Annotated in this window: 10 protein-coding genes; 3 read left to right on the forward strand and 7 right to left on the reverse strand. The window is 59.6% G+C overall.

The window, feature by feature from the left end; genetic code table 11:
- Positions 1 to 7: 7 nt before the first annotated feature.
- The 5 genes from ABD653_RS05575 to ABD653_RS05595 form a co-directional block, all read right to left on the reverse strand.
- A complete protein-coding gene (locus ABD653_RS05575) occupies positions 8 to 11,860 on the reverse strand; it encodes a hypothetical protein (RefSeq protein WP_160780245.1) in 11,853 nt (3,950 codons plus the stop codon).
- A gap of 63 nt (positions 11,861 to 11,923) precedes the next feature.
- Complete coding sequence (locus tag ABD653_RS05580) at positions 11,924 to 13,075, reverse strand: TIGR03032 family protein (RefSeq protein WP_160777770.1); 1,152 nt, start codon at positions 13,073 to 13,075, stop codon at positions 11,924 to 11,926.
- 319 nt (positions 13,076 to 13,394) lie between these two features.
- Positions 13,395 to 14,819, reverse strand: a complete 1,425-nt coding sequence (locus ABD653_RS05585; protein ID WP_160777771.1) for an aldehyde dehydrogenase family protein — start codon at positions 14,817 to 14,819, stop codon at positions 13,395 to 13,397.
- Positions 14,820 to 14,957: 138 nt separating this feature from the next.
- The gene (locus tag ABD653_RS05590) at positions 14,958 to 17,489 is read right to left on the reverse strand and encodes a TonB-dependent receptor (protein ID WP_160777772.1); all 2,532 of its coding nucleotides are present in this window, start codon (positions 17,487 to 17,489) and stop codon (positions 14,958 to 14,960) included.
- A 168-nt stretch (positions 17,490 to 17,657) separates the two neighbouring features.
- Positions 17,658 to 18,965: an aromatic ring-hydroxylating oxygenase subunit alpha gene (locus ABD653_RS05595; RefSeq protein ID WP_234032096.1), complete on the reverse strand. Its 1,308-nt coding sequence runs from the start codon at positions 18,963 to 18,965 to the stop codon at positions 17,658 to 17,660.
- Positions 18,966 to 19,124: 159 nt separating this feature from the next.
- Between ABD653_RS05595 and ABD653_RS05600 the strand changes: the two genes are divergently transcribed.
- Positions 19,125 to 19,886 carry an SDR family oxidoreductase gene (locus tag ABD653_RS05600; RefSeq protein ID WP_160777773.1) on the forward strand — a complete coding sequence of 254 codons (762 nt, stop codon included), beginning with the start codon at positions 19,125 to 19,127 and terminating at the stop codon, positions 19,884 to 19,886.
- Positions 19,883 to 21,187, forward strand: a complete 1,305-nt coding sequence (locus tag ABD653_RS05605) for a spinster family MFS transporter (protein WP_160777774.1) — start codon at positions 19,883 to 19,885, stop codon at positions 21,185 to 21,187. Before ABD653_RS05600 ends, ABD653_RS05605 begins: the two co-directional genes overlap by 4 nt.
- A gap of 5 nt (positions 21,188 to 21,192) precedes the next feature.
- On the opposite strand, the gene ABD653_RS05610 is transcribed toward ABD653_RS05605, so the two are convergent.
- Together ABD653_RS05610 and ABD653_RS05615 are read right to left on the reverse strand one after the other, a co-directional pair.
- On the reverse strand, positions 21,193 to 21,960 hold the full coding sequence (locus tag ABD653_RS05610) for an SDR family NAD(P)-dependent oxidoreductase (RefSeq protein WP_160777775.1): 768 nt from the start codon (positions 21,958 to 21,960) through the stop codon (positions 21,193 to 21,195).
- Entirely contained in the window at positions 21,961 to 22,590 is a 630-nt protein-coding gene (locus tag ABD653_RS05615; protein WP_160777776.1) for a glutathione S-transferase family protein, read from the reverse strand.
- Positions 22,591 to 22,737: 147 nt separating this feature from the next.
- On the opposite strand from ABD653_RS05615, the gene ABD653_RS05620 reads away from it, so the two are divergent.
- On the forward strand, positions 22,738 to 23,502 hold the full coding sequence (locus tag ABD653_RS05620) for an SDR family NAD(P)-dependent oxidoreductase (protein ID WP_160777777.1): 765 nt from the start codon (positions 22,738 to 22,740) through the stop codon (positions 23,500 to 23,502).
- The last annotated feature ends 25 nt before the right edge of the window (positions 23,503 to 23,527 follow it).

A 23,527-nucleotide genomic window follows, 5' to 3' on the forward strand; every position in this document is an offset into this window, starting at 1 on the left:
CGGCCTGCTAAAAGCCGATCTTGAGCCCGACCACAACTTGCTGGCGATCAACATCCTGACCGCCTTCCAGATCAGTCAGGATGCTGCCTTGCCCGAAGATCGTGAAGCGCCCGTCCCGCCAGCTATGGCTGAGGCCCAGACCGATCTCGCCAAGCCACTCGGCATCGGTTGTCACGAGGTCGAAATCGCTAACCGTCACTCGGTTCTCGGCATCGAAGACATAGTGCAGGTTGGCTATGCCGTAGGCCCGCAAGCTGCGGTTCCCGCCACTACCGCTCCCGGTTGTCCAATTGCCATCCAGCGTGAGGCCGGCGCGGCCCGCGAACTGATCGTCATTGGCAGTATCGCTTATCAGTTCGCCGATCGGGCCTGTAAACTGGTCGAACGATACTGTGGTCCAGATCGCCTGAATTTGCGGTGTGACCGAAAGCGAGCGGGTGAGCGAGATTTGTTGGCCGATCTCGAATGATGCACCACCCGAAAACGCGCCGTTTGCTACTGGAATCCGACCCTGCGTCGCGGTGGTAATGTCGGGATCGATCCATGTCGCCCGACCCTGCAGGTCGGCATAAAATCCGCTCGCCCCGAAATAAGCGATGGCTGCGCCGAAGCCCCAGCCATCAAGCTCGATCATGCCTTGTTCGCGCGGCGCTGACACTTCGCTCTCGACATTCACGTAGTGACCGGAGAGCGTTCCGAGGAAACCGCCCCCGAGATTGAAATCGCCACCGAATTCCCATTCGATCCGGTCATTCTCGTAACTGCCACCAGCGGTCGAGATACCGGGCGTGACGCTTTCAGAATCCACCGTAACACGGGTCCAAAGGCCAGAGCCGACCTGGCCGCCGGAAGAACCGCCCAGTTCCATCACACCGTCTGTGCTCGGTGCGGTCAGGCGATGGCTGAGGCGCGCTTTGAGTGTGTCGAAGCGACTGATGACCTCCAACGCGCCTGGCAATGCCTGATAGACTGACGATTGCGCCGTGATCGTGCCGGCAAGCACGAGCGACTGCCCTTCCAGAGCCAGGCCATAGTCGAATGCCCCGACCGAGAAGCTACCGCCGATCAGTGCGAAATTGCTCCGGTCAATTGCGCCTGTCGCTGAGACAAGCTCGATCGATTGGACGCGCCCGACACCATTATCGATCCGGTTGAGATCGATCCATGTGCCACCGCTGACATCGCCATTGATGGCCACGCTATCGGCCGTGCCGCCCGCAATATCGAGGTCGAGGAACAGCGTGCCTGCGCCACCGGCAAAATTGCCCCCGATGGAAAGCCGATCTCCCGTCGCGCCATCGGAAAGATCAATGTTTCCGATCGCTGTCACATTGCCGCTGATCGCACCGCCATCGCGGGCGAACAAGGAAGAGCCGGAGTCGATCGCCAGATTGCCATCAAGGGCAAAACCGGCGCTCGCCGCAAGGGTCGAATTGCCCAGCAGGAACAGCCCCGTATCGACATCGCTCCCGGTAACGAATGATCCTGTCAGCGTGGCGTCGGAGCCTTCATCCAGCACGACAACTTCGAAATTGGTCAGCTTCGATCCATCGAGTGCGAAATCGAAATTGTTCAGGCCTAGCCTATCGACAAAGCCATCAGCGGAAGATGTATCATCTCCGCCGTCAATGGGTGCCGTGCCGTCATATGTCGACGCTGCATCGATGATCACCGTATCGCTGCCATCTCCGCCCGCAATCGATCCGAAGTTTCCGGAGTTGATGGCAAATCCGTCGTCTCCGCTGCCGCCCGAAACTGCGCCTGCAATCGTAGCTCCGTCGAGCACGAAGGTGTCATTGCCGCTGCCGCCAGCTAACGACCCCGCTGTTCTGGCCATGAGGCCGAAGGTGTCGTCGCCGTCACCTCCGCTTATCGCCCCGGAGACCGCACCCCCTGCGAGCATCACAAAATCATTGCCATCGCCCCCGGAAACGGCGCCTGCCGCGCCGGAATTGAGCGCGATTCTATCGGCGCCAGCATCGCCGGAAATGGCACCGGAGACCGTCGCGCCATCCAGAACGATCATATCGGCATCAGCACCGCCAGAAACATTGGCAACCGAACCGCCATTCAGGCCGATCACGTCTTCGCCAGCGCTGCCCAGAATGTCGCCTGCTACGTTCGCACCAGACAGGATCACTGTATCGGCTCCTGATCCGGCATCGACAGAAGCTGCGGAACCACTGCTCAGCGAGATGCTGTCATTACCGTCGCCGCTGTCGATAGAGCCGGTCACAGCAGCACCGGCCAACACAATCATATCCTCGCCAACACCGCCTGATACCGAACCGGCCGTGCCGCTGTTCAATCCGATCGCGTCATTGCCGGATCCACCGGAGATCGCCCCGGCGACAGTGGCCCCATCGAGGACGATCATGTCGGCATCGTCACCGCCATCGACAGAGGCTGCCGATCCCGCGCCAAGGAGGATTTCGTCTGCGCCCGCTCCCCCAGCTACAACGCCCGATATGGTCGCACCTGCAACCGTGATCGAGTCTGCCCCTGCATCACCACCAATGCTCGCTGCTGTCCCGCTGGTGGCGGAGATCGTATCCGAGTCCGCACCGCCAGTGATGGCGCCTGAGATGGCCGCACCGGCCAGCATGATCGTGTCGCTGCCGGCATCCCCCGAGACGCTATCGGCAGTGCCGCCCGTCAGCAGGATCGTATCTGCACCGGCATCGCCGGTTACCGCACCACCGATGGCGGCCCCGGAAAGGCTGATCGCATCATCTGCGTCACCGCCACTGAGCGACATGGCCGAACCCGAGCTGGCCATGATCATATCGGCATCGGCGCCACCTTCGATGGCACCAGCAATGATCGCGCCTTGAAGGCCGATAGCGTCTGCTCCACCATCTCCGCTGACCGAGGCCGCGTTTCCGGAATCAAGAGCAATCGTATCGCCATCAGCGCCGCCCGCAATCGCGCCCGTGACCGTTGCGCCGTCTATCGTGATGCTGTCAGCCCCCGCATTGCCGCTGGCAGATCCAAGCATGCCGCCAGTCAGCGACAGCGTATCTGCGCCTTCGCCCCCTGCCACGTCACCGCTGATCGCACCTCCGGTTACGGCAATCATGTCGCCTTCCGAGCCGCCGTCGACCGAGGTTGCACTACCGCCCGATACCAAAATCGTATCGGCGCCGGCATCGCCGGTTATCGCGCCGCCAATCGTAGCTCCGGAGAGGCTGATCGTATCATCTGCGTCACCGCCACTGAGCGACATGGCCGAGCCCGAGCTGGCCATGATCACATCGGCATCGGCGCCACCTTCGACGGCACCGGCAATAGTCGCGCCTTGAAGACCGATCGTGTCTGCACCGCCATCGCCGGTGACAGAGTCCGCGCTTCCGGCATTGAGTGCAATCGTGTCGCCATCAGCGCCGCCCGCAATCGCGCCTGTGACCGTTGCGCTGTATAGCGTGATTCCGTCCGCGCCTGCGCCGCCCGCCACGGCAGCGGCGCTTCCCGCTGCCAGAACGATTGTATCCGCGTCAGCGCCGCCGTCGATGAGACCGGTCACAACTGTCCCGTCGAGGGTGATTGTGTCCAGGCCAGCGTCCCCGCTGACAGATCCAACTGTGCCACCAGTGAGCGACAAACTGTCTGCCCCAGCGCCGCCAGCCACGGTTCCGAGAACAGTTCCGCCAGCAACGGCAATCGTATCGGTGTCCGTACCGCCATCGATCGAACCTGCAATGCCAGCCGTGATGGCAAGAGTATCAGCGCCTGCATCGCCGGTTACTGCTCCGGAGATCGTCGCACCGGCGAGTGTGATCGAGTCTGCCCCGGCATCACCACTGATGCCCGCTGCCGTACCGTTGGTAGCAGAGATCGTATCAGCATCCGCACCGCCGGAAATTGCCCCTGCAACAGTGGCACCGGCCAGCATGATGGTATCGCTACCGGCGTCACCTGTGACTGTGCCAGACGAACCCGCTGTCAGCAGGAGTGTGTCATCCTCATCACCGCCTGCCACAGCACCGGCAATTGTCGCGCCTTGAAGGCCGATAGTGTCTGCTCCACCATCTCCGCTGACCGAGGCCGCGTTTCCGGAATCAAGAGCAATCGTGTCGTCATCAGCGCCGCCCCCAATCGCGCCCGTGACCGTTGCGCCGTCTAGCGTTATTCCGTCTGCGCCTGCGCCGCCGCTGGCAGAACCAAGAGTCCCGCCGGTCAGCGAAAGCGTATCTGCGCCGTCGCCGCCAGACACATCTCCGCTAATCGCCCCACCGGAGACAGCAATCATGTCGCCGTCCGTACCGCCGTCGACTGAGGTTGCGCTGCCGCCCGAGACCATGATCGTATCGGCACCGGCATCGCCGGTTATCGCGCCGCCAATCGTGGCTCCGGAGAGGCTGATCGTATCATCTGCGTCTCCGCCGCTGATCGACATGGCCAAGCCCGAGCTGGCCATGATCCTATCGGCATCGGCATTGCCGGAAATGGCACCCGCGACGGTCGCCCCGGCAAGGGTGATCACATCGGCCCCGGCGTCGCCGGAAACCGAACCAGCACCGCCCGAACCAAGATTGATCGTATCCGCCCCGGAATCGCCACTTATTGCGCCGGCAATGGCCGCTCCGCCAAGCGCAATCGAGTCAGCATCGTCGCCGCCCGAGACCGATGCGGCGCTGCCACCAGCAAGAGCAATCGTGTCCCCGCCTGCATCACCGCTCACGGCACCGGAAATCGTCGCACCGGCAAGCGAGATGATATCCGCTCCGGCATCGCCGGAGATCGATCCCGCATTGCCGCTGGTCGCAGCAATAATGTCGTCACCAGAATCACCCGAAATAGCGCCGCCAACGTCCGCACCCTGCAAGGTTATCCTGTCCGCGCCATCATCACCCGAGACCGATCCGGCCGTTCCGCTCGTCAGGGTGATGGTATCCGCATCAGCGTCGCCTGAAATTGCACCCATTATGGTCGCGCCATTGAGGACGATGTTGTCTGCGCCGGTTCCGCCCGAAACGGAACCTGCACTACCGCTCTTGAGATTGATCGAGTCGCTTTCGCCGTCACCCGCGATCGGGCCGGACACAGTGGCACCGTTCAGTGTGATGCTGTCCATGCCAGCGCCGCCGGAGACAGACCCTGCCGATCCGGATGCCAATACAATGCTGTCTGCACCGCCATCGCCCGTAATCGCACCGGCAATCGCGCTTCCATCGAGAATGATCGTATCCGCGTCATCACCGCCGCTTACCGATGCAGCTCCGCCGCCCGACAAGGTGATCCTGTCCTCGCCCGATGCCCCTGATACAGCGCCGGTTACAGTCGCCCCGGACAGCACCAAGGTGTCATTGCCGGCATTGCCCGTCGCGCTGGCAACAGTGCCGTTGGCTAGCGTGATCGTGTCATCCCCCAGAACGCCATCGACAATGCCGATGGTGCCGCTGGTGTCGATCAGGATGGTATCGCCTGTATCCTGCGCGGCAGAGCCATCTTGGCCGGCAAGTCCGCCATAGATCCCTTGCGAGACGGAAGCACTGCCGGTGACGCGGATCGTATCGGCACCACCTGCGCCTTCGATAATCCGGGCCGTGGCCGTATCGGCTAGGGCGAAGCTTTCATCCGCGAAACAGCCGAGGGCCGCATCGAATGTCTGCATGCCGCCCTCGACCCTGCTCGTTTGGCAGAAACCGACATCGTCACTCGCCAGAAGGTTGGCGAGGTACCAGTCCCCACCGGTTGCACCGTAGAACAGATTGTAAAGCGCGCCATTGCTGACGAACTCGCCGCCAGCGAGCGCGAAGGCCCCGCTATTCGAATTGGCAGCATCCAGAACGTCGACCAGCAGGATGCCTTCGCCCTCGGTCCACATGCCGTCGCCATCAAGGTCGGTCCCCGCACCCGTACTCCCGGCACTGGCCGCGATCGAAATCGTCGTTGCACCGCCCATGCCGAGAGTGGTGGTGTCGACCACCAGCATATCGGCCAGATCGCTCGAACCGTCATTGAGGAACACGTCGAGCAGCAGGCTGCCGCCGTTCGAACGGAATTCGCCGCCGCCGCTGGTGCCGGCTGTTGCACCGCCAGAAATAACCAGCAGATCCCCGGCAATCGCGCGGGTACCGCCCGTCAACGCATCTTGCAGGATGATGCTGCCGGCATTGTCGAACAATTCAAGGTTGAGCAATTGCGCTTGCTCGATACCAGTATTGGCGATCCCCGCCATCGCGGTACCACCAGCATTTTCCGCTGCGTTGGAGGCATAGGCGCCAGCAATATCGACCGCCGTCGGCGCGGTGTCATCATCCGTGCCTACCGTGAAACCGGCCTGGTCCGCCACTGTCATCAGGCGCACTACGCCGCCGGCGGCATTGGTGAATGTGTCCGTACCAGCTCCGAAATCGCTGATCGCAACGCTTTCGGTGTCACGAATGCCGTCCATATCAGTGTCGGCAAACGCGCGCAGATTGACCGAGGTCGACGACGTATTGGTCAGGCTGTCTTTGCCGTCGCCCAACGTGACCGACCCTGTGATTGTGCCAGCGTTTGCGATGGTAACGTCACCAGCGCGCGCGAATATGGCCTGATCAGTAAGCGAGCCAACTGATGCCCCCGCCGCAATCGCAATATCGTTGGTCGCCGTGCCATAAGTCGCAATGGCGGATCCTGTGGTGGCCTGGACCGAGCCGACATTGAGCAGGATGCTTCTGCCAAAGGCCACGATGCCCCGGGCGCCAGAAACGGTGCCTGCGGTTGAATTTAGGGAAAAATTGCCGGTCGGCTGTCCGGTCTCTTCTCCGATCCTGATGCCAATACCTTCGAGGCTGGTTACGTCAGATGTCGCGATGGTGACCGATCCGGCGCCGGCTTTGCTGATCGAGATCGCATCCGAAACACCTGTGACAGTTCCCCGTGTGCTATCGATGGCGATCTCTGATGTCGTCGTCGTATCCAGAATGCGGATCCCCGACTCACCTCCGGTTACATCTGCCGTGGTGATGTCGAGAGTTCCCGCACCACCGAAGATGACGCCAATGCCATGGCGGCCCCCTGTGACCGCCCCTGCCGACGAGTTAATCAGGATGGCGCCGGATGTGCTGTCATCCATCGCGTTTATACTCGCGAAAATCCCTTCTCGTATTTCGCCGCTCACATCTGCCGTATTGATGGCGATCGAACTGCCACTGCCAGTCGATACAGATAAACCGGACTGGGTCCCCGAGATTGATCCGCCGGTCGTATCAATATCTGCCGTCGAATTGGTTCCGCTGATCACCGATATGCCGGTTTGGCCACTGCTAACGTCGGCCGTGCGGATCGTTACATCACTATCTTCGGTCAGGCCGCTGAATGCGATGCCATCAAATCGTGAATCGATCTTGCCCTGTGTCGTGTCGACTACAACGCTACTGCCCGGGTCGATCTGGCTTCGAATTAGAATACCGCCCGCGGCAGTTGACGATACATCTGAAGTTTCGACAAGGATATCTCCTGTCCCGTTGGATATTATTTCCAGGCCATTTAGACCCGCGGAAACCGCACCAGCGGTCGTATCGATCGCAATGGGCCCATTGGCGTAGACGACAATGCCGCCATAACCCGCATTCACATCAGCTGTCGTGACGGCAGTCTTTCCGAAGCCGAAATTCGAAACAGAGATGCCATCGCCATCAGACGTGACTGTCCCGGCAGACGTATCTAAAATTACTTCGCCAATGAGACGCGTGGTGGCCAGCAAGGCAGCCCGCCCGCCCGCCGAATTCACATCCCCGGTGGTAATCGAAATGTTGCCTGTAATACTTCCGACACCGATCGCGTTGCCACCGAACCCACTCACCATGCCGCCGGTTGAATCGATTGTGATGCTGCCGGCCGTGGACCGTGCAACCACCCCGGAGCCGGCCCGGCCGGTTATGTCGCCGTTATCGGCGATAACGATGTCCCCATATTCGGAAATAGCCGTTAGACCATTCGCCCCTTCGATACTCGCTAGCCCCCGGACCGAGATATTTGCTGGGTTGACGGGAGAAAAAAAGAAGCGACGCTCGGACCTCAGATAGAGTCCATAATTCGCGCCACTGACGGCGGCTGCGCCCGAGATATCAATGTCACCACCTTCAGCCTCGACTCTGATGCCATCCGCACGTTCACCGGTCACCGATGACCCGTCTGCCAGAGTGATAGTTGTAGGAAGATTATAAGAAGACGCGAATATCCCGCGTTCTCCGCCAGTCACATCGGCAGTCGTTTCGATACTGAGCGTACCGGAACTATCGACGTGGATTCCGTCGCCAAAGGTGCTTGTGATCTGACCGGTTTTCAAATCTGCCTGCGCCAGCACACCTGTGATGACCTTCAGCCCGCTATTGCCGGAACTGATCGATCCCGCAGTCGTGTCTACGGTCAGTTGATCGGTCGAATCGTGCCTAATGTAGACGCCATATGCACCAGCGGTGATATCTCCGGAGCGGATCGTCATGGTGCCCCGAGCGCCACCCAGAATACTTCTAATTCCGCTCTCGCCGGCTGTGACCGAATTGACTGTCGCATCGATCTCGACATGCGTGTCCGGATTGAAAGTGCCAGACGTGCTGGAAACGATTCCGCTGAATCCCGCGACGATATCGCCAACTGCCACCTGATTGCCGATGAATACACTGCCAGACAATCGTCCGACACTGATACCATCAAACCGCGTGGTAATCCCTCCGGCGCGGCCGACATCCTGAATCGAAACTGCTCCATAAGCGCCATAGCTCAGTGCGCGGATGGTGCCGGTGGCGGTCCCGATGTTCGAGATCGTGACATCGGATTGTGATGATCGTGCGAAAATGCCGCTGATTGTATCGAAATCGCGGATGGTGACGGTTCCGTACCTAGAACGAGCAAAAACGCCGCTACCACCTGTCAGGTTCGAGTTATCACCCTCGACAAGAATATCGCCTCGCGTCGACACATCGATGGCGGTACCACCTTCTGTTGCCGCAACAGTTGCCCCTTGCGCGATACGAATACTGGTGTCGGCCCTGCCGGAGTTATTGACCTGAATGCCCGATTGGGATCCGCTAGCGACCGAGATATTCCCAGCGGAAATATCAACCCGTCCGTACGCGTCGGCAATATTGATGCCGCTAGTCCCACCTGCGATCGTGCCTGCAGTCGTATCAATAACGATATTCCCGCTACCACGAGCATGGATCGCATCATAGGCCGTCGCGGTGACATCAGCTGTGACCACTGTCACATCGCCCCCGCGAGAGCCAGCGGCTCGAATGCCTGCCCTCGCGCCGCTCACACTGCCGCCAGTTGTGTCGATAACAATATCACCGCTGCCGCGGTTATAGGCCCGGATTCCGACGCTGAACGGGGCCACCGTATCCATCGCGAATGACGCCGAAACGTCTCCGGTCACGATGGACAAGTCATCAACCCCTCCCTCAATTGCCGCGGAAATTCCAAACAGTCCTCCCGAGATGGAGCCATTTGTCGTATTTATGGTCAATGCGCCGGACCGACGCACCTCCGCTGCAATCGCGGTTCCGGAAGCTCCGGATACGACGTCTCCGAGTTGAGACGTCTCGCCGATGGTGATGTCGCCGTAATATGTCTGCGTGTGTATCCCGTTTGCGTAGACCCCAGTAACGGAATCCAGGCCCTCGACCGAAATCGAGCCGGATCGGGTTTCAATCCAGACCGCTGCGGAGTCACGCCCTCTCCTTGTACCGGTCACTGTGAACCCGGCACCACCATCAAGTGTTATGTCGCCTTGATTTGAGCGGAGATAGACGCCGTAGCCCTCCCCGGAGATTGCGACATTGTCTCCCGCAGAGAAAGCGATTGCGCCTCCTAGCGAATTCACACGGACGCCTGCGTCACTGGTGCCCTCTATCGTCGCGCCGTCGACCACCCTGATTGTGGTGGTCCCGTCACCTGCTCGGGTGTTTATCGCCCGCGCTGCGCTGACGTCTGCCACGTCGATAGTGATATTGCCGTCAGGGGCACCCAAATAGGCGTTGGCATTCTCTACATAGATCCCATCCCGACCGGCTACCACTGCACCAGCCGTGGTATCGACGCTGACATCGCCTTTCGTATAGACAAAAACACCGGACCGTGTCGCCGTCACGTCACCTGTTGTGACATCGACATTCTGGCGGAAATTCCGGACAACTATTCCGTTCCCGCCGCTTACCGCGCCAGCCGTCGTATCGACAGAAACAAAGTTTGACCCTGTAAGGGCGGTGATCGCAGCACCTGACACAGAATCGACCGACGCTGTAGTAATCGTGATTGAGCCTGATCGGGACCAGACTCCGATTCCGCTGGCGCCACCGCTTATCGTTCCTCCCGTGGTATCGATAATGGTCGGGCCGTTACCGAAATTGTCTACGTAAACACCGGAACTGAATGTCGAGGTCAGATCCCCAGTCGTGATCGTGACAGGTGCTGGAGTGAAAAAGGAGCTCTTCTGTACTCGGATCGCGTCACCTCGCGCCGTTATCGCACCTGCCAATGTGTCAATATTTACGCTTGAAGCAAAACCAAATACGGAGACATTGACACCCCCTGCATTGGCAGAATCCACATCTGCCGTGGTGACGGAAATACTCTCTCCACTCCCTGAGCGGGCATACACCGCTGGCGAAATACCCGATGTCTTCGTGACCGTACCAAGACTTGTGTCGATAGTGATATCACCGGCGCCAAGAGCCGAAATCCCGGAGTTGCTGACGGCAACGTCGCCGGTCATGATGGAAATTGGCGCTTGGCGGTTATTCGCCTCAGCGTAGATTCCGCTGGACGATGAAATACTGCCCGCTGTCGTGTCGATAGAGATGCCTTCTGCAGCTTGCGACAACGCCTTGATCGCAAACGCATTGCCATTCGAAGTGATATCACCAGTGACGATCGAAACTTCACCAGCTGCAGTTCGGTTTTCCGCTTTGATTACTGTGAAGTTGGAAAAGCCGGAGTATGGGGCCGCGCCTGCGGAAATCGCCCCTCCCGAAGTATCAATGCGCACGGCGCCCGAACCGGCACCAGCGAAATAGGTTTGGGAGACTGCGTAAATCGCGCCGAATTGGCCAGTGATTGGCCCGACGGGCGCCGATGTGCCAATTTCGATGTCACCGCCGCGGTAATTCTTCGCCCAAATGGCATAGGAAAGTGATGGACTATTCGTTTGCGTCACATTGATGCCGCCATTCGTGCCGACATCCTGAATTGATATATTCCCTTCCAGGGTCCGCACTGAGACCGCGCGCCGGCTTCCCGAAACGGTCCCGATGCCGCTGACGGTGATATTGCCAAAATCCGTCTGCCCCAGGATGCCGTAGTCGCCGCTGGATCCGAAACGAAAGTCTCGGCTGCCTACAACTTCGTCGATCTGGCTAATCGAGATGTCGCCCATCCCGGTATTTATCGCCCCGATACCGAGGCCCGATCCAACAATCGAATTCCCACCCGAGCCGATGATCGAAATGCCAGTGAAATCAGCAACCTCAATCGCAGTGCTTCCACTGACGGCCGTGTCGACATCGAACCCGTCTTCCAGGGTGACGTCAGTCGCATTGCCGTCGCCCCTGCCATCAAGCACCTGCGTGTTTGTCGCAGGCGCTCCGCCGTCGACGCAGTCAAAGTCGCTGTTGCCGTTGTTGACACAAGCATCTTGGGCCTGCGCCATGGCGGCGCTGCTGGCGGAGGCGAGGAGGAGAGGGGCGGTGAATTTGAGCAGCGTCGCACCCAGGGCCAGGGCACCGGTCGAAAGACCGCCTGCCGTAACCGTAACGCCCAGATGGGGGGCATAGCTGCCAACTTGCCCGTCAACCTTGGTTACCCGACCGCCGCGCATCATGGCAAAGCCCATCCAGCCGGATATGTCGGAATGTGCAATCGTCTTGGTCAATCTATCTGCCCCTGTGCAGGTATTCGGTCCCATCAAGCTGGGACGGGATCTTGGAAATTCGTGTTAGGTCGTCGAGCCGCCCGCGCCAGTATCGGGCGCAGTCGTGATCAATTGTGCGGAATCCGGCGAACCGGGAGAAACGGTCATCGGGCAGGCAAAGCCCGGAATAATCTCGAGATCATACAACTCACCGATCTCGCCATCGATGCGGAACCAGTCGACGCAGGTGCCGGTATCCAGATCGATCACCTGGATGCCGCACCAAGGCTCGCTATCGGTATCCTTCAGGCGATCCGCCAGGGCGAGCCCGTCAAACCTTTTGTAGCGCGGCTTACTGAGGCCAACGAAGGCGTATTTGCCGTGAAAAGCGAGGCCACGCAGGAAGCCGGGACAAAACGCCTTCGGCTTGAATGTGCCGATGGCGCCCTTCTTCTTCGGGAAAGAGACCGAACCGATCTCTCCGGTGCCCGAATTGAGAATCCACAATTCGCCATTATGCATGCGCGGGGAATGGGGCATCGAGAGCCCTTCGCACACGATTTTGCCGCTGGCATAATCGATCACAACGCCGCCATCGGCGCGCCGGTCCCGCCAGCCATCGATCGTGTCGGATTTGCTGACGGCAGTAAGGTAGCGCGGTTTGCCATCTTCCATCGCAAGGCCATTGAGATGGCAGCGATCCTCATCGACAATCGCGCTGATGAAAGGTGGCCGCCAGACGGGCTCAAAACTGTGCGTTGCAGACAAGGTTGCGAGGCAATTGTAGCGGGTGTTTACGAACAAGATCTGCCCGTCATCGGTCACGCCGACATCATGCGCGTCCAATTGGCCGGTGACATGGACCGTCCGCGGCATGAAGCAGCAATCGAAGGTATTGTTGGCGCGCTGGTCACCAAACAACACATTGGCAAACCGGATCACCTGCGCCGCGCCGGTCATATAGAGATCGCCTGATGGCACGCGGCATAGCCCCATAGGCTTTGCCATCGCCGACTGGTGCAGATGCGCCCCGCCCTGCGGATTGCGCCCAAGCATATAGAGCAAGCCAGACTGGTAGGAGGTGAAAGCGAGGCTGATGCCGAGCGCTTCCAGCCGTGCGATCAGTCCGCCTGAAAGGGAATACTCCACCTTCGGCTCGGCCGCCTGCGCCTGGCTCGGCAATACCTGTTGGCCAGCGGCCGTTTGCGGCGCCGCCACATCATTATCCGTCGTCATTGATCGCTACCCCCGTAGCGAACCAATTGCATTATATGCCGTCACGTAACCTTGCGCCCCCCAAAAAACCGCGAGTCCCAACAAATCCCATGCACTGGTTAACCCAAGCTCTTGAGATTACCAGTCAAAATCGGGAGTTTTGAAGGGAACTGCACCAATTTGAACCGAACCTGTTCGAATTGAGGCAACAGTCGTGCCGAATTCACTGCCGGGAATAAGGCCCAGCGCACGAAAAAAAGGCTGTGCCCCCCCCCAAAGGAGAACACAGCCTTTCCTATTCTGTCATAGCCTCCGGGCGGCGGGCCCGAAAGGCTGATGATCAGATGACAGCGTCGCGCTTCACCGTGATCACTTGCGGATAGGTGAATTCGGTCAGGCCTTCCTTGCCGTATTCAGCGCCAAAGCCGGACTGCTTGTGGCCGCCGAACGGAGCGAAGGGCGAAAGGTGGAGGAATTCGTTCACCCACACCGTGCCGGTTTCAAGCTGCTCGGCAATTTCGACGCCTTTGTCGACATCCTTCGACCACACCGCGCCGGCCAGGCCATACTCACTGTTGTTCGCGCGCGAGATCACTTCTTCCTCGCTCGAGAACTTCATCAGCGGCATGACCGGTCCAAACTGTTCCTCGGCCACAATCCGCGCATCTTCGGGCGGATTGTCGAGGATGGTCAGCGGCACGAAATACCCGGTGCCCGACGGGTCGGCATCGCCGCCCAAGAGGAACTGATAGCCATTGTCCTTGGCATCCTGGATCAGCTCCAGCACACGCTCATACTGCTTCTTGTTCTGGATCGGGCCAACGCCGGTGCCCTGCTGCGAGCCATCACCCACGGTTACACCCTTGGCATATTCGGCGATTGCAGCGCTCAAATCATCATAGATATCCTCATGGATATAAACGCGCTTGGCCGCGATGCAGATCTGGCCGGCATTGCTGAAACTGGACCAGAACAGCTGTTCGGCCACCTTCTCGACATCCGCGTCAGGCATCACGATCGAGGCGTCATTTCCGCCCAGTTCCAACGTGATGCGCTTGAGGTCCTTGGAAGCACCTTCCATGATCTTCTTACCGGTCGCGGTGGAGCCGGTGAAAGTGATTTTGTCGATATCCTCATGCTCGGTGATCATCGGGCCGAGCGAGTCTTCGCCGGTAATGATGTTGACCACGCCGGCAGGCACCACATCCTTGATCAGTTCGGCAATCCGCAGCGTCGCCAGCGGCGTGAACGGCGAGGGTTTGAGCACGATGGTGCAGCCCGACAGCATGGCCGGGGCAATCTTCTGCATCGCCATCATGACCGGGAAATTCCACGGCACGATGCCGCCGACAACGCCCACCGGCACACGGCGGGTACGGCTGAGGCGGGTATCGCTGTCTTCGTTGATCTCGTCATCCAGCGAGAGCGTCGATTGCGCGCTGGCCATCATGGAGGCGCCGATGATTTCCTGCTGCGCCTGCTGGTGCGGCTTGCCCTGCTCGCTGGTCAGCAAACGGTAGAGTTCGTCGGCGTTTTCCTTGATCACGCCGGCAACCTGCTGGATTACTGCTCGACGTTCGTCGATCGGGGTCTTGGACCAGGTCTTGAACGCCCGGCGCGCTGCCGCGACGGCGCGATCCAGTTCGTCTTTACCGCAGGCCGGCACGCGACCGATCACCTCTTCATTGGCCGGATTGACCACATCCATCCACTTGTCATTGGTGACCATCTCACCGTCGATCAGGTTGCTATAATCGGTAGCCATCAGATTCTCCTCTTGTTGCGCGGCAGATAGCAGGCCGAATCCGGCTTTGTCGCCCTTGAATTTCGATAGGAAACCTATCGCGCAAAAAGAAAGGGGCACCCGGAAGCGCCCCCTCCCCCTGTTGTGTTGCTCACCCGCCTAGAAGCGGAAGCTTGTTTCCACGAAGACCTGGCGACCACGGTTTTGGGTTACGACGAGGTCGTCACCCACCGGCAGGCCAAGGCCCGGGCCAGCAAGGAAAGGACGATCACCCGAAGTGTTCACCCAGATCTCGTCAGTCAGGTTGGAACCGACCAGCGAAACTCTCCACTTGCCATCAGGATGGCCAATCGAAACCCGCGCATCGAAGGCGACATAGCTGTCCTGTCGGAAGTCGTTCAGCGTTACCTCGTCGGTAAAGTAGCTGCCGCTGTAGATCGCGTTGCCGCCCAGGTTAAGCTCAAGCGAGTCGCCCATTGGCACTGTGTAATCGAAGGCAAGGTTACCCGACCAGGTCGGCGCACGGGCCACATCGCGCCCATCCAGATCGACGCCGCCCGTTGTGTTGAATGTGTCGGAGAACTGCGCATCGAGCCACGAAAGGTTGCCCGACAGGTTGAGGCCCTGAACCGGGGTTTCCCAACCCCAGGCCACGTCAACACCCTTGGTGGTGACTTCACCGGCATTCAGTGTGATGAACTGGATCGTGGTGCCATCGAAATTCTGCACCTGCAGATCATCAAACACATAGTAATATGCCGTCGCATTGAGCGTGAAAGTGCGGTTCGCGAATTGCGATTTCACACCCACTTCACCACCGATAGCGCTTTCCGAATTGTAGATAAGGCCATCAGCAGTCGCTTGCCGCACAGCCGGATCAGGGCTGCCGAAGCCGAGCAATGACGACGATGGCAATGCACTGTTGTCGACGCCGCCGGATTTGAAACCGGTCTTGAACGACGCAAACACATTCACATCGTCGCTGACCTGATATTTGATCGTGGCTTCTGGAGACCAGTTGCTATCGGAAAAGTCGATCGGGCCAGAGAAGAACCCGCTATCGATAAAGCCCGGTCCTGCTGAAAGGAAGGTATGCACAAACGGAACCGAGATGCGCGATGTCTTGCTTTCATCGGTATAGCGAACGCCCCCTGAAAGCTCGAGCCTGTCAGTGAGATCGAGAATAACACTGCCGAAGAATGATGCAGCAGATGTCTTGGTCTCCTGGGATTTGTCCCAATCATAGGTAAAGCCGGTTACGGGATCAGGTGCGATAATCGAAATATTGACGGCCTGCTGGGACGTATCGAACACGAACTTACGCCATTCGTAAAAGCCACCAACCATGAAGTTGAAGATACCGTCGAAGTCGCTGGTGATCCGGATTTCCTGGCTGAATTGCTCCAGTGTATTACGCGGATCGCTCGAGCCGAAGCCCTGTGGCGAACCTGGCGCATTATTTGCAGCGAGGGCCGGAGCAATCAGCCCAACTGGAACGCCGCCCGGATTGAAGGCTGGGCCGATGCCGACATAACTGTAGCTATCGAAGTCGGTTGCATCGAGATCGACGTAGCCGGTTGTGGTCGTGATCGTCATCGAGTCCGTGACGTCGAAATTCATCCGCAGACGCCCGAAGAACAGATCCGTTTCGCCGAAGGGGACCCCGTTGCGGCCAGCAGCCAGGGTCGGACCTGTCGCGGTCGGAACACTGCCCGCTACCGCGCCGCTGGCATCAGGCAAGAAATACTTGCCATCAAAAGCGTTGCAATCATTGCCCGCCGGGACAGCAATTGCGCCGCCGAGCAGAACCACCTCGTCGGCACGCCCATTGGCACCGCAGAAAATGTCCGAGTGCGCGATTGCGCCATCGGTTTCGGTATGCACATATTGCATCTTGAGATTGATATCGAAACCCGGAGTGGGCTCCCACGCCAGTGTCACACGGCCGACAAAATCCTTGAAGCCGCGACTGTCCCCCAGGGCCGTTGGCGTGCCCGGCTGAAGCTCAACATAGTCCTCGATATCGGTGTACTGGCCGGCAACACGGATACCCATCGTGTCAGTGATCGGACCGGATACAAATCCGCCTACGACCCAGCCTTTTTCTTCCAGCTCGTAAGATGCCTTGCCGCCAAACTCCCAGGTCGGGGTCGGATCGGCAGAGCGGATCGAGAACACACCGGCCGAGGCGCTCTTACCAAAGAACAGCGATTGCGGCCCCTTGAGGACGTCAATCTGCTGGGTGTCGAAGAAACCGGCCTGGACCAGCCGCATGGTGCTGACCTGAACCCCGTCAAAATCGAAGGCAACCGCGGAATCGAACGCTGCCGAGATGTTGGAGGATCCGACACCGCGCAGCGACAGCTGACCGCCCGAGCCCGAGCCACCAACCTGCACGTTCAGGGTCGGGACGCGGCTGACCACGTCGGCCACCTGGTCGACCGAGTATTTCTCGAGCGTATCTCCGCCAATGACCGTGACAGTAACCGGTACTTCCTGAAGAGTTTCTTCCTGACGGCGCGCCAGAACGATGATCTCGTTGCCGGTTGCTCCATCGGAAGATGCTCCGTCGTCTGCGTCTTGCGCATGGGCAATCCCCGGTGCGGCAAGCATGGCGATGCCTGCGGCCGATGCGTAGAATGCGGGCCGCATCCGGCGCGCGATCTGTTGGGCGACGGTCTTCTCAATCATGGTCATCCTCTCCCTATAGAACCGGGCCGGCAGTTGCGCCGTGTCTCCGATCCGAAATCTCCTGCAACTTCTTCAAGCTGCATACGCAACCTATGCCTGTTGCGATTCACGCACATTTAGCAAAAGCGTTAGTCCCCGCTTACGCTACGGAATTGTGGCATTTTGGCCTCACACGTCCTCCGGGGCTTGCTCGCGGCGCATCAATTCAACCCGTGGATCATTGGGCCAGACCCACTCTTTCCCGATCACTTGTGCCACCCTCAGCTCCTCGGGAATCGCATCGGTCCCGATCATCCGGTCGCAATTCTGGTGGAAGCTGTAGATGCGGGCCTCCTGGTAGCTGAGCGGCACACTCTTGAAGCCCTGGCTTTCCATCGATTTCTGGATCGCTTCCCCAAACTGCGTGTCTTCCAGGATGATCGGGCTCATGTCGCGCCCGTTGGGCTTGCTTGCGTCCGGTACCGTCCAGAGATCCGGCGCCGGTGCATCACCCCAGTCGAGTGCCATGGTGACAAGTTCCAGCCGCGTGGTGCCCAGCCCGGTCGGCCAAAACAGCAGCGGCGGCACAAAGAAGTTGGACAATGGCGAAACCCAGTTTGGAAAGAGGGTGTAGCTTTGCGTCGCAGTCCGCCCCAATTCGCCGACGGTTTCGATTGGCTGCCACTCCGGCGGACTATCGATAGCCCGGACATGCTCGCGATCGGTCTGCTGCGGCGCAGGGGCCAGCATGCGGGCGTGCCCATTGGGATAGAAGTGATTCACATTGCGCTTGCTGTCGACCAGCGGGGCCACCGTGTCCGGATGGATATAGGGCACATGGTAGACTTCCATGTTCGCCTCCATCGCCACTTTCCAGTTGCAATTGAGTTCAAAACTGTGGCGGGCCGCCAGCCGCACCTTGTCGAACCGGAATTCCGCCCATTCGTCAGCAAGCGGACCAAGCCAGTCGAGCAAGCTCTTCGCGCCTTCGTCGAAGTTGACGAAGATGCAATTTCCGAACATTTCGCAGCGGACCGGGATCAGCCCGCGACAGCTCATATCGAAATCGGGCGGGAAATCCTGCCGCTCGGGAACGCCGATCAGACTGCCATCGGTCTTGTAGGTCCAGTTGTGATAACCGCACATCAGGCGCGGCGATCGCCCCTTGTCTTCGGTGACGACGGGTGCACCACGATGGCGGCAGGTGTTGTAGAAAGCGCGGACCACGCCATCCATGCCGTGTACGATAATGATCGGGTCACCGGCATTGTGCCACCGCATGAAGCATCCTGGTTCCGGCACCTCGTCAATATGCGCGGCAAACAGCCAGCTCTTGCGAAAGATATGCTCCTGTTCGAGGTTGAAATAGGCTTGGCTGGTGTAGCGGGCCGCAGGCATGTCGGGCAGATGGGGAAACCCTTCCGGGGGCGCGGACCTGCCGGCCTCCCATTCCATCAAGGCCTTGAGCGTTTCGACTTCTTGCGCGTCCATCGCCATTGGCTTTCCTCCTGTGGCCAAGACTATGCAGCAGGCGTGCCGGCGCGAACTGTCAGAATGGCGAGCCGGGAGCACGGTCTCCCTTCCCCACCCTTTTTGACGGTTTGGGTCCTTCGTGTTCCACGTTACCTCTCACACCAAATCTTATGGGAGAGAGACATGGCAGGACGCGTCGAGGGCAAAGTTGCACTGGTCACAGGCGGAGCGATGGGTCTGGGCAAGGCCGATTGCGAACGCCTGGCCGCCGAGGGCGCCAAGATCGTGGTCACTGACATCAACGAGGAGGAAGGACAGAAAGTCGCCGCTGCTGTCGGCGGTCATTTCCTGCAGCACGATGTCCGTGACGAGGCCCGCTGGCAGGAGATCTTTGCCGAGGTCGAAAAGATGCACGGCAGGTTGGATATTCTGGTCAACAATGCCGGCAATGTAATCTTCGAGGATATTCTCGAATGTTCACTCGATCATTTCCGGTTGCATCTGGATATCCATGTCGTCGGGACATTCCTGGGTTGTAAATATGGCATTCCGCTGATGGCCAAGTCCGGTGGCGGATCGATCATCAACATGGCCTCGACCGCATCTTTGCTCGGCTATGGGAATATTCCAGCTTACACTGCGGCCAAGGGCGCGATCCGCTCCATGACCAAGTCGATCGCGATGTATTGCCAGGACGAGGACAACAAGATCCGCGTCAATGTGTTGATGCCCGGGGGTATCGAGACACCGATGGTGATGGGCATATCCGGCCGCGCCGGCGAAGAACCGATGGATATCCCGGACGGCGTGCTGCCCAAGGATTCTCTCGGCGCGCCCGAAGATGTCGCCAACATGGTCCTGTTTCTGGCGAGCGATGAGAGCCGGTTCCAGACCGGGAATGAATACACCATCGATAATGGACTCAAGGCGCGACCAGAGCGTTGAGCGACACCCGCACCGAAGGGTCTGATCCCAGCGCGAATTCCAACTACCGCTGGTATGTGCTTGGCCTGCTAACTGTAGTCAGCATGTTCAGCATCGCTGACCGGCTGGTGTTCTCGATCCTGCTGGAGGATATCAAGGCAGAATTTGCCTTTTCCGATTTCCAGATCGGGCTGCTTGGCGGGCTCGCCTTTGCCGCAACATATGTCATCATCGGGTTTCCGGCCGCCAGATTGGCAGACAGATCGGTCCGCAAGAACATTGTCGCAGGGGCGATCTCTTTTTGGAGCGTGATGACCGCGCTTTGCGGGCTGGCAACCGGCTTTTGGACGCTGTTCTTTGCCCGCACCGGTGTCGGTGTGGGTGAAGGGTGCTCCGGACCCGCCTCGCAATCGCTGGTTTCCGACTATTTTCCGCGCCACGAACTGGCCAAGGCGATGGGGTATCTGACGCTGGGCGCCACAATGGGCACCGCTGGCGGATTGATCGTTGGGGGGCAGCTCAATGAGCTGTTCGGCTGGCGCTATGCCTTTATTCTGATGGGACTGCCGGGCGTTTTGATCGGCCTGATGATGTATCTCACCGTGCGTGAACCAAAACGCGGGCGCTTCGCTCCGCCCAGTGCCACGATCGAACAACAGCCATTGGGCGAAACACTGAAGGAACTGATCGCCAACCGGGTATTCATGGGCTTGGCGATTGGCTGGGCCGTGCAAATAATGATCGGCTACGCATTGGCGTTCTGGATGGCCGCAGTAATGCTGCGCAATTTTGATATCTCGACCGGTGATGTCGGGCTCTATCTGGGTCTGGCATTCCTGATCGGGGGTATCCCCGGGCCGGTGCTGGGCGGCTATGTTGCCGAATGGCTGACCAGGCGGGACGAGCGATGGCGCGCATGGCTGCCCGGCGCCGTCAGCCTCGGCTGCGTGATACCGCTGGCGATCAGCCTCCAATCGGGCGCATTCTGGCCCTTCCTCATCTGGTTTGCGATTGCCTATGCGATCTATGTTGCGAGCCAGGCACCTATCCTTTCGGGGATCCAGGCGGCCGTAGAACCTTCGCAGCGCGGCTTCGCCGTTGCGGTTGCGCTATTCTTCAACAATCTGGTCGGCCAGGCGGCAGGCCTGTCGATCATCGGGGCAATCAGCGATCAATTGACCCCCGTCTATGGCCCCTCGTCGCTGAGCATTGCGGTATTTGGCGTGTGTGTCGTGTCAGGCGTGCTGGCCATGATCGTCTTCGCATGGACCGCCGCACAAATGCACGGCAGCGGCTATCTGGACAAGATGGCCTCTGACTAGGGCTGCTAAAAGCCCGGATGGATCGACAAGGCCCCGCCATCGACCAGCATTTCTGCCCCCGTCATAAACGGGCATTCGTCACTGGCGAGGAAGGCAATCGCCGCTGCGGTTTCGGCGGGATCCGCCAGACGCTTCATCGGTGAGGTCGCCGCCACGGCGGCCTTGAGGCCCGGTGTCACTTCCTCTGCCGCGTTGAGGATGCCCGTCTCGGTCGCGCCCGGGATCACAGTGTTGCAGCGAATGGCGTAGCCTTGCTGCGCGCACCAGGTCGCCACCGATTTCGACATGACCCGCACGGCCCCCTTACTGGCCGAATACCCGACATCGGTCGGCAGGGGCGCCATAGCGGTGGTGCTGGCGATATTGATGATCGCGCCGCTGGCGCCGCCGGGATTATCTTTCATCGCCGCTATCGCAGCGCGGCAGCCTGCCATGGTCCCGGTCAGGTTGACAGCAATCACACGGTCCCATGTGTCGTCGTCGACATCACCGATAGAGGCTCCAGTCACGATACCGGCATTGTTGACCAGAATATCGAGCCGCCCGAAGGCCTCAATCGCTTCGCGCACCACCCCGTTCCAAAGCGCCCGATCGGACACGTCCTGGACAGCAAAGCGCGCGCCCGCCTCTTCGCACAGCGCGGCGCCGGCCGCCGCGTCGATATCGGTCCCCAGGATGCGGGCCCCGTCTGCAATCAGGCGCTTGAGCGTTGCAGCGCCAATGCCGGAAGCGCAGCCGGTAACGATCGCGACCTTGCCGGAAAGGTCAGGCATTTACTCGCTGTCCTGCCACACTTTCGCGCTTTCGCGCTGGTTGTGCATGTCGATGAAGCGCGCCAGATTGTCGGTTCCGTCGGGCAGTTTCCAGCCCACGGTGAACCCGAAATTGGCGAAGCAGAAGGTGATCAGGCAGGCCAGCGTGAAACGGTCCGCACATATGTGGTTCCGGTCACCCAGTTGCTGGTCCAGCCAGCGCCATTTTTCATTGGCCATCTCTGTCAGCTCGGCCCCAGCCGCCTCGCTGACCACCGGCATGCGCGGTTCGAACATGGGCCGACCACCTGTGGCGCGGAACCCCATGGTCATCGGGACCACGATTTCCTGATCGAACCAGCGCACCCATTTGCGGATTTCGGCGCGCTCTTCCGGCGAAGTGCCGATCATGTTCGGCGTCGGATGGGTCTCTTCGAGATACTCGCAAATCGCTGTGCTCTCGGTCAGCAAACTGCCATCGTCCAGTTCGAGCACCGGAAGGGTTTGCAGGACATTCTTCTTGGCGAATTCATCAGAGCGGTTCTCGCCGGTGATGATGTCATAATGGACCCGTTCGACCTCGATGCCCTTCTCGATCAGGAACATGCGAACAAGGCGGGGGTTCGGGCCAAGGCTGGAATGCAGTTTCATGGACGTCCTCTCCAAAACGTGTATCGTGCAGCCTGCCTACCAGATCGCCGATCCGAAACCGCTGCTATTTTTGCTGATTAACGGCTTGGTGCCGATGGAGTACCCGCCGAGTCACGACAGAAATTCACCGACGAAGGAGCAGGAACCATGGATCTCGGACTGGCAGGCAAGAAAGTCATCATGAATGGCGGCGCGCACGGGCTGGGGCTCGCCTCACTCCGGCATTTTGCGGCAGAAGGCGCGGATGTCGCTTTCTTCAGCCGCAAGGACGACAAGATCGAAGCGGCCAAGAAAGAAATCGATGCGGCCGGCCCGGGCAAGGTCCATGGTGAAGTGTTCGATATGGCCGATGGTGCAGACGCCTACAAGAAGTGGATCGGCGATGCCGCTGACGCGCTGGGCGGCTGCGATATCTTTGTCCACATGGCGAGCTCTTCGGGCACCGGTGGCACAGGCGACTGGCAGCAGGGCCTCGACATGGACATCATGGGCGCAGTCAACGCCATCGAAGTGCTGACCCCGCATCTGGAAGCGTCCGATAGCGGCTCGATCGTGCTGATGTCGTCCACTGCAGCGCTTGAAACCTTTGTCGCGCCGCAAGCTTTCAACGCGCTCAAGGCCGCGCTGATCACCCATGGATCGCAGCTGAGCCAGGCACTCGCGCCGCAAGGCATCCGTGTGAACTGCGTGTCGCCCGGCGCGATCTATTATCCCGGCGGCAACTGGGAAGTGATCAAGGACGCTGTTCCGCCGCTTTACGAAGGCACGCTGGCAAAAATGCCGATGGGCCGGTTCGGCGAGCCGGAGGAAGTGGCCAAGGCGGTGGTCTTCGTGGCCAGCCCTGCCTGTCCGTACATGACCGGAGCCAATGTCGTGATCGATGGCGGCTTTACCCAGCGCGTCCAGTTCTGATCCTGACCCGTAACCCCCTAAGCGA

This window comes from Parerythrobacter jejuensis (assembly GCF_039536765.1).
In the GTDB taxonomy this organism is placed as follows: Bacteria; Pseudomonadota; Alphaproteobacteria; order Sphingomonadales; family Sphingomonadaceae; genus Parerythrobacter; species Parerythrobacter jejuensis.